Source organism: Ectopseudomonas oleovorans (assembly GCF_003052605.1).
GTDB classification, from domain to species: domain Bacteria; phylum Pseudomonadota; class Gammaproteobacteria; order Pseudomonadales; family Pseudomonadaceae; genus Aquipseudomonas; species Aquipseudomonas oleovorans_A.
On record NZ_QASO01000086.1, the window covers coordinates 1 to 10,258 of the forward strand.

At 59.2% G+C, this 10,258-nt stretch carries 12 protein-coding genes; 7 read left to right on the top strand and 5 right to left on the bottom strand.

All coding sequences use genetic code 11. The features are described from left to right. Positions 1-107: 107 nt before the first annotated feature. A complete protein-coding gene (locus DBO86_RS14520; protein WP_146173206.1) occupies positions 108-995 on the top strand; it encodes a YagK/YfjJ domain-containing protein in 888 nt (295 codons plus the stop codon). Here DBO86_RS14520 and DBO86_RS25880 read toward each other — a convergent pair whose 3' ends face one another. From DBO86_RS25880 to DBO86_RS14535, 4 genes are all read right to left on the bottom strand, one after another. Then, positions 996-2,051, bottom strand: coding sequence for a hypothetical protein (locus DBO86_RS25880; RefSeq protein WP_146173207.1), 1,056 nt, complete (start codon positions 2,049-2,051; stop codon positions 996-998). Between the two features lie 103 nt (positions 2,052-2,154). After that, complete coding sequence (locus DBO86_RS14525) at positions 2,155-3,423, bottom strand: tyrosine-type recombinase/integrase (RefSeq protein ID WP_108234036.1); 1,269 nt, start codon at positions 3,421-3,423, stop codon at positions 2,155-2,157. A 215-nt stretch (positions 3,424-3,638) separates the two neighbouring features. After that, positions 3,639-4,166, bottom strand: coding sequence for an inorganic diphosphatase (ppa, locus tag DBO86_RS14530; RefSeq protein ID WP_017675534.1), 528 nt, complete (start codon positions 4,164-4,166; stop codon positions 3,639-3,641). A 78-nt stretch (positions 4,167-4,244) separates the two neighbouring features. Next, on the bottom strand, positions 4,245-5,072 hold the full coding sequence (locus DBO86_RS14535) for a M90 family metallopeptidase (protein ID WP_108234037.1): 828 nt from the start codon (positions 5,070-5,072) through the stop codon (positions 4,245-4,247). 114 nt (positions 5,073-5,186) lie between these two features. Here DBO86_RS14535 and DBO86_RS14540 point away from each other — a divergent pair, with 114 nt between their 5' ends. Next, complete coding sequence (locus tag DBO86_RS14540; protein ID WP_108234038.1) at positions 5,187-6,770, top strand: serine/threonine-protein kinase; 1,584 nt, start codon at positions 5,187-5,189, stop codon at positions 6,768-6,770. Positions 6,771-6,797: 27 nt separating this feature from the next. Here DBO86_RS14540 and DBO86_RS14545 read toward each other — a convergent pair whose 3' ends face one another. Next, entirely contained in the window at positions 6,798-7,253 is a 456-nt protein-coding gene (locus DBO86_RS14545) for a GNAT family N-acetyltransferase (RefSeq protein ID WP_074856925.1), read from the bottom strand. Positions 7,254-7,502: 249 nt separating this feature from the next. Here DBO86_RS14545 and mpl point away from each other — a divergent pair, with 249 nt between their 5' ends. The 5 genes from mpl to DBO86_RS26740 all read left to right on the top strand — a co-directional run. Next, the gene (mpl, locus tag DBO86_RS14550) at positions 7,503-8,858 is read left to right on the top strand and encodes a UDP-N-acetylmuramate:L-alanyl-gamma-D-glutamyl-meso-diaminopimelate ligase (RefSeq protein ID WP_108234039.1); all 1,356 of its coding nucleotides are present in this window, start codon (positions 7,503-7,505) and stop codon (positions 8,856-8,858) included. After that, complete coding sequence (gene ubiX, locus DBO86_RS14555) at positions 8,859-9,488, top strand: flavin prenyltransferase UbiX (RefSeq protein WP_021489517.1); 630 nt, start codon at positions 8,859-8,861, stop codon at positions 9,486-9,488. 11 nt (positions 9,489-9,499) lie between these two features. Continuing rightward, complete coding sequence (locus DBO86_RS14560) at positions 9,500-9,790, top strand: DUF2845 domain-containing protein (protein WP_108234040.1); 291 nt, start codon at positions 9,500-9,502, stop codon at positions 9,788-9,790. Continuing rightward, positions 9,787-10,077, top strand: a complete 291-nt coding sequence (locus tag DBO86_RS14565) for a YceK/YidQ family lipoprotein (RefSeq protein WP_108234041.1) — start codon at positions 9,787-9,789, stop codon at positions 10,075-10,077. Before DBO86_RS14560 ends, DBO86_RS14565 begins: the two co-directional genes overlap by 4 nt. Positions 10,078-10,163: 86 nt before the next feature. Next, positions 10,164-10,258 (top strand): hypothetical protein (locus tag DBO86_RS26740; RefSeq protein WP_244185501.1); only part of this gene is annotated, 95 nt, incomplete at its 3' end.

The window sequence follows — 10,258 nt, forward strand, 5'->3', positions numbered from 1 at the left end:
CAGGCCAAGATCAAATCACGGGAGCGAAAGCGTAAGGGCGGCCAGGAACCGGAGGACGATGAGCCGTTCTGATTTCATGGCGACGACGGCCTGCTACATGGCTGCGTGTGGCAGGTCTTAAACAACTGAACTGGGCTAGCGAAGGAGTGGGGGCAACAGCAGCTGCGCTGGTAGACTTATCCACAGTTGCTGGTAACAAAATCAGCAATCCGCCCTGGGTCAAATTTCAATCGGCAGGGTGGGTCAATTTTCCATCAGCGCCAACACCTATGCTGCTTGCATACTTTGACAGTGTTGAGCACTCCTATGTTAAGCGGGTTGTCGACATGCTTAATGCCGTGGTTGTTGATATGCGTCAGGAGGCTTCTTGTAAGGAGTTTAAGGAGACTATTCGCAGGTTTTCCAAGGCGGCTAATAAGCGTGTGGTGAGCCTAAATACGTATATTGATGCCTTGTTTTCTAAGTACTCTAGGATGGTGGTGATTCGCCTGGATTTGTCCTATGAGATTGGTTATTTTCGAGGTGGAAGGAGTCTCAAAGACGGGTTGGTTGAGGCGAAGGCGGATTGGGTAAAATTACAGCGTGATATACATACAGGCGTGCCTGTGGATGGGATGCTTGGCTTTGCCTGTAAGTTGGAATATGCACACCTAACGGGCTTCCACTTCCACTTGCTGCTGTTCTATGACGGCTCACTGCATTGTCAGGATATTACACTCGCTCGGTCGGTTGGTGAGCACTGGCACCGAGTCGTGACTGAAGGCCGAGGGCGCTATGACAACTGTAATGCTCGCAAGTATCCGAAGCCCGGAGTCGGTGTGATTAGCCATCGAGGCACTACTCTGCGGCAGAATCTAAAAGGCATTGTGGCGGAATACTTGGCAAAGGTGGATTACTTAAAGCAACCCTCCTCTGAGTGCGGTAGAGTGTTCTTTAGGGGGAACATGCCAAAAGCTCGGGGGTGTAAGCGAGGCAGGCCTAGATTGGTAGTGTAGTTATTTTGTTAGCCGCTTATTCGCTCGGCTATTGTGTCTAATGATAGTCGATACGGCCTGTATTAGCCTTCCTCTAAAGCCGAAACTATTCTCTAATATTTCCAGTGCTCTGTCATTGCTTATGGTTTCGGTGTCTTTTAATTTGTGAAGATAAATTGCAGCTATGTTTATTGCCGTTAGTGCATCCGAGGCGTAATCGTTTATGATTAATTGCTCTAGTATTTCTGTGTTCTCGGATTTTATTAGGCTAATATTTTTAATTATTTCTGAGTAATTAGGGTTTGAGTGGGCGTTGGGCAGGATCGTTTTAGATGACTCGTTTATTAGAAGTTCTCCAGCGGTTTCTCCCCACTCATTTGTGAGCCATTTATTGATTTCTTCTAAGGTGGCGAAAACTGTATCCTTCGTTGCCTCTGGTGGTAGGCTGGAAACAAATAATGTTGATGCTTCATTGAGGTGGGCAAGCATCGGTGAGGTCCACGGCCCCAGCCTAAACCCCCCATAATTCGGGTATTTTTCGGCTTGCTTTGTTTTGTTGTTTATTGTCTTATGAATTTCATTTAGGTCGTGCTTGGTTATAATTAAGTCCTTCGGTTTAATTGTTATGGCTTTTCCCGCAGCCAGAAATGATGAGCTTTCAATGGTTGAATCTGGGATCTCACGTTGAGCTAGTGGGCTGTTGTATAGTGAACAATCATATTTTTCTACTTGCATGGCGCGATTGCGCGCGGCTTCGTTCTCACACCTGTAAAAATCTTTGGGCGTTAAATTGTAAAATCGTTCTTTTGCTTCGGAAAAAACTGCCGCATGCATAAATTGGTGCATTTGGATTTTATTGAGCTTTAGAGTTAGCTTGGCAGAGCTTGCGGGAACGCAAAGTAATTTTCTTGTCGTGGGGTCTCCTGGGGACAGTATTACTTTGCTTGCAATTGGTGGAGAGTGAATTGGGTGACCGAACAAGTTATTTTTAATTTCGGCGAACACAGCAATGTCGTCTGGTATTTCTATTAGCAACTGAATCCCGAGGCTTGCACAGACGTTAATGATTTCGCTCATTGGGACCCCAAGACTTTCCGAAACGTCCGTAATTGGCTGGAGCAAGAGGTTTTCGCGGTCAGTATTTGTCATAAGTGTCGAGGGCTGCTGGCTGGGATGGTTGTCAAGATTTGGAGGGTGCAGGCTTCTGAAAATAGTCATTGATAGTGCTGGCCATTGTGAATACCTGTTGTGTGCCAGTACTGCTACAGAATTTTGCCCAGTCCGTCATGAGTAGTCGACGTTTTTCCAGAAAGTCGGAGCGCGAGTATGCCCCTTCGGTCTGGTCTCGCTCATCATGTGCCAGTGCCATTTCGCAAACTTCGCGCGGGTAGTGCGTGCATTCGCTAGCCCAGTCCCTGAAGGAGGAGCGAAAGCCGTGTCGAGTGATGTCTGCATGCTTCATGTCGTGTAATAGAGTGCGAATGCCATTTACGTGCATGACTCCACTCTTGCCTTGCCCTGGGAATAGAAAGGGACTGCCATCAATCCGCGGCATACCTTGCAGAAGTTCCAGCACCTGATCGGCAAGCGGAACCACAAAAGCGAGCCGCATCTTCATGCGTTCACCCGGAAGCGACCAGATTCCAGCTTTTAAGTCAAACTCATCCCAGCGCGCAAACCTCACCATGTGGGCACGGGCACCGGTAAGAATGAGCAATTGGGCGGCTAGAGATGCTGGCGCGGTGTTCTCTTTGAGTTGAGCCATGAGGAGAGGTACGTCTTGCCAGGGCATGGCTGCAAAATGTATGCGTTTTCTGGCTTTCTTCTTTTCCGCGCGGCTCAGCAGATTGCTTAGGTGGCCCCGCCAGCGAGCCGGGTTTTCTCCGTCACGAAGACCGCGGGATTTGGCGGCATCAAGAATCTGCTCAATCTGCCCTCGTACTTCATCAGCTGTCCGCGTTTTCGTCGCCCAGATGGGCTGCAGTACTTTCAGGACGTGCTCCGTGCCGATTTGCTCGGCTGAGAGCTTGCCAATGTGGTTGAACGCATAGAGTTCGAGTTTGCGTATCCAGCCTCTGCGCCACTGCTCTGACCAGGTGCTGCCATGGGCGACCCAGTACTCCCTTGCCAGTGCTTCGAACTTGAGTTGTTTGGCCTCGTGGGCTCGCAGCGCTTCGCGCTGGACAGCTCGCTCAAGGTCTCGTGCGACAAGCGGGTCAATGCCATCGATCAGATGACGGCGCTTGCTGCTCGCATCGAGGCGTGCAGTCTTAAGGCTTATCTCTGGGTACGAACCTAGGCCCATTTCCCGGCGTCGGCCTGCGAGCTGAAATCGTAGCAGCCAAGACTTGCGCCCTGTGGGTTTGACGACCAGTCGAAGCCCGTCTCCATCTTCGTAGGTGCCAGGCTCTGTCAGGTTCTCGACCTGTTTCGGATTTAGCTTGCCCATCGTATCCCCGCCGCGTTGCCATTTCCGCTTGTCCCCCCACTTGTCCCCCCACTTTGTCGTCGGATGGGGTTGTAGCGCATTGGACTGGGTTGGCTGGGTGAATGGCTGTAGCCCTTGATTTATCTAGGCTAGCAGCTTTGGTTTTGGATTGGATAGGATTATTTTGGGCATAAAAAAAACCGGCTTGTGGCCGGCTTTTCGGAGGTGGTCAGGACTTATTTTTGGTAAGCCGCGACTGCCTTGTTGATCAGGCCGCGGGCTTCTTCAGCGCCGCCCCAGCCTTCTACCTTGACCCACTTGCCCTTCTCCAGATCCTTGTAGTTCTCGAAGAAGTGCTTGATCTGCTCGATCAGTAGCGCGGGCAGGTCGGTGTATTCCTGAACGTCCTTGTACAGAACGGTCAGTTTGTCGTGCGGGACGGCAACCAGCTTGGCGTCGCCGCCGGCTTCGTCGCTCATGTGCAGTACGCCGACCGGACGGGCGCGGATCACCGAACCCGGCGCGACCGGATAAGGGGTCACGACCAGCACGTCGAGGGGGTCGCCGTCGTCAGCCAGGGTGTGCGGGATGAAGCCGTAGTTGGCCGGGTAGAACATCGGGGTGGCCATGAAACGATCGACCATCAGGCAATCGCTGTCGTGGTCGATTTCGTATTTGATCGGCGCGTGGTTGGCCGGGATTTCGATGGCAACGTAGATGTCGTTCGGCAGGTCTTTACCAGCCGGGATCTTGCTGTAGCTCATGGGGGAAACTCCCAGGGGTGGCCAAAAAAGTGGGGCGCATTATAGGCGTATTCGCAATGCGTTACTACGGCAGCCTACTCAGCCATTGGTCGCGTTTTCGACCGCCTTGTAGTCGGGGTGTTCCGCTTGCAGACGCTGCAATCGCGCCAGGCTGTCCTGGCGGTAGAACAGGGCCAGTTGCCGGTAGACCTCGGGGAGGGCGTCGGCCAGCAGATCCGGTGCAGTGAAGAAGTATTCGCTGGTCACCGCGAAGAATTCCGCCGGGTCTTCGGCTGCGTAAGGGTCGATGGCGGTTTCCGCCTCGGGATTGGCGTCCAGCTCGGCGTTCAGTGCGTCATAGGCGCTCTGCATGGCATGCGCCCAATCCTGCACACGCATGTCGCGGTGCAGCGGCGGCAGGCCATTGGCGCCGCCTTCGAGCATGTCCAGCTTGTGCGCCAGTTCGTGGATCACCAGGTTGTAGCCTTCCCAGCCACCGCTGGTTTCCACGCCCGGCCAGGCGAGGATCACCGGGCCTTGCTGCCAGGCCTCGCCGCTGCGCGCGTCGTCCCATTCGTGTTCGATACCGCTGGCGTCGCGGTGGCGCTGTGGGCTCACGAAGTCATCCGGGTAGAGGACGATTTCGTGAAAACCCCTGTACCAGTCCAGATCGCCCAGGTGCAGCAGTGGCAACTGCGCCTGGGCGGCCAGCAGCAGGTGCTCGACCGGGCCGAGCGCCAGCCCTGGTAGGGCGGTCAGGTGCTTGTCATGCAGAAACAGCACGGCGCGCTCGAGCAACTGCTGCTCTTCGCGCTCGTCGAGGCCATCGAGAATCGGCAGGCGTCTGCGTACTTCGGCCCAGTGGGCCGGATCGACAGGGTTGTTTTCGAGGGTGCGACGACGGCGCCAGGCCTTGAAGGACCACATGCATGCGGGCTCATTGGGAAGACCCGGCCACCATAAGGGTGCCAGGCGCTCGCCACAAGTCGGCATAAAGGCTGCAAAGCCTCTTGCAGCTTCGCTGCAGCAGGAGGGCTGAGCATGGCGCTGCAACTGCTGGAACACCCTGGAATCACGCTGGCGTCCGGCACCGGACTGGACTTGCCGCACCAGGCCGCGCGGGCTCGGGCAATGTGGCTGGCCGGTCGCCAGCAGCGTCCGCCGTTGCTGCTGGTCGTGTTGCTTTGGGCACGCCACTGCCCCGATGTGGTGCAAAGCCTGGAGCGTCATCTGGACGCCCTGTTCGCCGATTTTCGCTGTACGCCTGAGGGCTGGAGTGAAACCCAGGCGGCGCGCCAGGTGCTGGCCGCGCTGAATCTCCAGCTGTTTCGCCGGCAGCAGGCCGGGCAGGGCGTCGCCGACTTGCATGCCGGTGTGCTGCTGATGCAGGGCGATGAGTTGCAGTTTCTGCAGGCGGGTAGTGTCGGCCTGGCGCGTGCGCACACAGGTGCCTTGCAGATCCTGGCAGGTCGTGAGGGGCAGGCTCTCGGCGCCCAGGCCGAGCTGGCGCTGGTTCAGCACAATCTGTTGCCCAGCCGTGGCGAGCATCTGCTGCTGGCGCCGCAACCGCTGCTCGATGTGAGTGATCTGCAAGGGCTATGTATCCAGGCAGAGGGGGGCTTGTGCGAGCGGTTGCAGCCGCTGTTGCAGGCCCCCGGCGCTGCAGTGCTGCTCGGCGTGGGGGAAACCCAGTGCCTGACGCCGGCGCCGTCCGCTGCGCCGCGCCCGGCGCTGGCGCAGATCGCCTGCGGCCAGCAGCTCGATGGTTGGACGCTGTTGCGTCAATGTCCTTATGGACCGCCTGGGCGGCTGTATGTCGGGCGTGATGAGTCCGGACGGGAAGCCGTGCTCTGGTTCGCCGAGGAAGATGCAGGCGAAGCCTTCTGGCAGCGTGAGTGGGCGTTGCGGCGCAGTCCGCAGCAGGCGTTGCCGCAGGTGCTGTCGCCGCATCAGGCGCGCAGTCACGCGTATCTGGTCCTGGCCAAGCCGCCCCGCGGCATGCGCAATCTGTTCGATTGGGTGGCCGCCCATGGTGCGCCGGATACACAGACGCTGATGGGGGTAGTGAGGCAACTGATCGCAGCCGTGCGTTCGTTGCAGCGCCGTGGCATGCAGGGGCTGTGGCTAAACCCCAGGCAGATTCTGCTCGGTGATGACGGGAGGGTGCTGTTTCTGCCTGGCGCAGCTGCGATCCTGCCCGGTGTAGCGCGTCAGTCTTTGCCTGAGCAGGCTGTACCGCTGGCGCCGGAACTGCGCAGCGGCCGTGCGCTGGATGGTCGTGCCGATCAGTTTGCCCTGGCGGCGCTGGTCTATTGGCTTATGAGTGGGCAATGGCCGGAGGCGGCGCGCAGTGACGTCAGGCCCGGACACTGCTATGTGCCGCTGGCGACCTTTACCGGGCATGTGCCGCAAGGCTGGGACGGCGTGCTCGCCCGGGCCCTGGCGCCACAGCCACAGGCACGTTTCGAGGCGCTGTCGGAGTTTCAGCTGGCATTGCAGCAGCCCTTGCAGGCGCGTCGCAGTCAGGCGCTGCGGCGCGTGCCAATGCAGCCGGCACGCCTGGCTGCGCTAGGCCTGGTCACATTGCCATTGCTGCTGGGGCTGCTGCTCAGTCTTGGTGGCTGACAGGCAGCCGCTGCGCCTGCGAGGCGATCAATCGGAATTGATCGGCAGTACGTAGTTCTTGAACTGCTCGTCCTCGACGAAGCCGATGGACTCGTAGACCTTCTGCGCCACCTCGTTGTCGCGGCTGGTGGCCACGCGCATGCGCACGGCGTTGGTTTCCTTGGCCATGTGCTTGGCGGTGTGCAGCAGGCGGTCGGCAACCAGTTGGCGGCGAGCATCCTCGGCCACGTAGATGTCGTTGAGAATCCACACGCGCTTGAGCGAAAGCGAGGAGAAGCTGGGGTAGAGCTGGCAGAAGCCGAGCAGCTTGTCTTCATCGTCGGCCAGGGCCAGGTAGATCACCGACTCCTTGCGGCGCAGGCGCTTCTCGAGGAACTTGCGTGACGACTCGGGGTAGGGCAGCTCGTTATAGAACTCGCGGTATTTGACGAACAGCGGGGTCAACAGGTCCAGGTGCTCCAGGGTGGCTTGGACGATGCGCATGGTGGGCCTCGGCTTCTCTCTGTAGTGGGGCAGGAGTGGCGATGCAGCTGTTGTGCCAGCGGGTCAGTCGATGCTGCCTCAAAGCCAGTTGAATGCGCAATCCAAGCAAGCGTTTGATTTTCTGGCAGCGGAGCAACTTGGTATTGGTGCATCTGTCTGAACTAGGCGCAGCAGTCGCCTGGCGGGTGCTGTGCTAACCTGCCGCCATCGCTTTAAGCCCTATGAGTAGGGCGCGTTCAGAGGTCATTCATGCACATCCATATTCTCGGCATCTGCGGCACCTTCATGGGCTCGCTCGCGGTGCTGGCCAAGGAGCTCGGCCATCGCGTCACCGGCTCCGATGCCAACGTTTACCCGCCCATGAGCACTCAGTTGGAAGCCCAGGGCATCGAGCTGATGCAGGGCTTTGATCCGGCGCACCTGCAGCCGGCACCGGATCTGGTGGTGGTGGGCAATGCCATGAGCCGTGGCAACCCGGCGGTGGAATACGTGCTGAACAAGGGGCTGCCCTACGTTTCCGGCCCGCAGTGGCTGGCCGATCACGTGCTGCAGGGGCGTTGGGTGTTGGCGGTGGCCGGCACCCACGGCAAGACCAGCAGTTCCAGCATGCTGGCCTGGGTGCTGGAACATGCCGGTATGAGCCCGGGCTTTCTGATCGGCGGCGTGCCGCAGAATTTTGGTATTTCCGCGCGCCTGGGCGGCACGCCGTTCTTCGTGGTCGAGGCCGACGAGTACGACAGCGCCTTCTTCGACAAGCGCAGCAAGTTCGTCCACTACCGCCCGCGAACAGCGATCCTCAACAACCTGGAGTTCGATCACGCGGACATCTTCCCGGATCTGGCGGCCATCGAGCGGCAGTTCCATCATCTGGTGCGCATCATCCCCAGCGAGGGGCTGGTCATCCATCCGGCCAGCGAAACCGCGCTGGCGCGAGTGATCGAGATGGGTTGCTGGACGCCGGTGCAGACCACCGGTGAAGGTGGCCAGTGGCAGGCGCGCCTGCTCAGCGCCGATGGCTCGCGCTTCGAGGTGAGCTTCGACGGTAAGGTCGAGGGCACCGTGCAATGGAACCTGACCGGCCAGCACAACGTCGCCAACGCCCTCGCCGTGCTCGCGGCAGCGCGCCATGTCGGCGTGGTGCCAGCGCTGGGCATCGAGGCGCTGGGCCAGTTCATCAACGCCAAGCGGCGCATGGAGAAGGTCGCCGAGGTGGCGGGTGTGACCGTCTTCGACGACTTCGCCCACCACCCGACTGCCATTGCCACCACCCTGGATGGCTTGCGCAAGCGTGTCGGCGACGATACCCAGGTGATCGCGGTGATCGAGCCGCGCTCCAACTCGATGAAGCTCGGCGCCCATCGCGACGGTCTGGCCGAGTCCGCCGAACAGGCCGATGCGGTGTTCTGGTACGCGCCGCCCAATCTCGGTTGGGACCTGGCCGCCACCGTGGCGCAGGCGCGCAACCCGACGCGCGTGTGCGACTCACTGGAGTCGATCATCGACGGCGTGAAGGCGCTGGTGCGTCCCGGCACCCAGGTGGTGATCATGAGCAACGGCGGCTTCGGCGGCCTGCATGGCAAGCTGGCAGCAGCTCTGGAGGGATGAATGTCTGGCCCTGAGAGAATAACCCTGGCGATGACCGGCGCCTCAGGCGCGCAATACGGCCTGCGCCTGCTCGATTGTCTGGTGCAGGAAGATCGCGAGGTGCACTTCCTGATCTCCAAGGCCGCGCAACTGGTGATGGCCACCGAAACCGACGTGGCGTTGCCGGCCAAGCCGCAATCCATGGCCCAGTTTCTGACCGAGTACACCGGCGCGGCGCCGGGGCAGATTCGCGTCTACGGCAAGGAGGACTGGATGGCCCCGGCCGCCTCCGGCTCCGGCGCGCCGACCGCGATGGTGGTGGTGCCATGCAGCACCGGCACCCTGTCGGCCATCGCCAGCGGCGCCTGCAACAATCTGATCGAACGCGCCGCCGATGTGGCATTGAAGGAGCGCCGCCAGTTGATCCTTGTGCCGCGTGAGGCGCCGTATTCGAGTATCCACCTGGAAAACATGCTCAAGCTGTCGAATCTGGGCGTGACCATCCTGCCGGCATCGCCCGGCTTCTATCATCAGCCACAGACGCTGGATGATCTGGTGGACTTCGTGGTCGCGCGCATCCTCAATTGCCTGAATATCCCCCAGGACATGTTGCCGCGCTGGGGCGAGCATCATTTGGTGTCAGATGACTAAGGAGAGTGCTGATGTCCATTGTGAGTCGCTGTGTGTTGGGAAGCGTCCTCACGTTGTCGTTGCTGCCGGTTGCAGAGGCCTCCATGCGCTGCGGTACTGCCCTGGTTTACGAGGGCGAGCGTAGCGTCGAGGTGCTGCGCAAATGCGGCGAACCCGATCAGCGTGAGGTCACGCCACCCAGCAGTCCACAGGGTGGCGGCGTGACAGTCGAGCAATGGATGTATGGGCCTCGCAATGGCGTCTATCGCTACCTGCGTTTTCTCGATGGCAAGCTGGTGGAAATAAGGGTCGAGCGCGGATGAGACGGACTTTGGTACTCACTCTGCTGCTGACGCTGAGCCTGAGCGGCTGCGCCACCGTGCGCACGCTGGATGCGGCCAAGCCCGGTGCACCGGTGGTCTACGCCGGTACGCGGCTGGATTGGTACACGATCAATGGCGGCTGTTGCCCGCTGGATCGTTTCGGCGCCGAGGCGCCGCGTTATCCTGGGTTGGATCTGCCGGCCAGTGCGCTGCTCGATACCCTGCTGTTGCCGTTTTCGCTGGCCACGGCGCTGGGTGTCAGCCTAGGTGTCAGCGGCGGGTTGTAGCCCAATGAGATGGACTCCTCCCTCCTACGGCGTCATTGCGCCAGACTGTAGGTTACGAAACAAACAATCCCGGAGGGGGAGCCCGCATGAAACTTAAACGCATAGGCGTGGATTTGGCAAAGCAGGTTTTTCAAGTTCATGGTGTCGACAGCCATGAGCAGGTCAAATGCCGCAAGCAACT

Coding starts and splice junctions, on each gene's coding strand:
- DBO86_RS25880 (WP_146173207.1), bottom strand. CDS start 2,051: ATGAGCGAAATCATTAACGTCTGTGCAAGCCTCGGGATTCAGTTGCTA.
- DBO86_RS14525 (WP_108234036.1), bottom strand. CDS start 3,423: ATGGGCAAGCTAAATCCGAAACAGGTCGAGAACCTGACAGAGCCTGGC.
- ppa (WP_017675534.1), bottom strand. CDS start 4,166: ATGAGCTACAGCAAGATCCCGGCTGGTAAAGACCTGCCGAACGACATC.
- DBO86_RS14535 (WP_108234037.1), bottom strand. CDS start 5,072: ATGTGGTCCTTCAAGGCCTGGCGCCGTCGTCGCACCCTCGAAAACAAC.
- DBO86_RS14540 (WP_108234038.1), top strand. CDS start 5,187: ATGGCGCTGCAACTGCTGGAACACCCTGGAATCACGCTGGCGTCCGGC.
- DBO86_RS14545 (WP_074856925.1), bottom strand. CDS start 7,253: ATGCGCATCGTCCAAGCCACCCTGGAGCACCTGGACCTGTTGACCCCG.
- mpl (WP_108234039.1), top strand. CDS start 7,503: ATGCACATCCATATTCTCGGCATCTGCGGCACCTTCATGGGCTCGCTC.
- ubiX (WP_021489517.1), top strand. CDS start 8,859: ATGTCTGGCCCTGAGAGAATAACCCTGGCGATGACCGGCGCCTCAGGC.
- DBO86_RS14560 (WP_108234040.1), top strand. CDS start 9,500: ATGTCCATTGTGAGTCGCTGTGTGTTGGGAAGCGTCCTCACGTTGTCG.
- DBO86_RS14565 (WP_108234041.1), top strand. CDS start 9,787: ATGAGACGGACTTTGGTACTCACTCTGCTGCTGACGCTGAGCCTGAGC.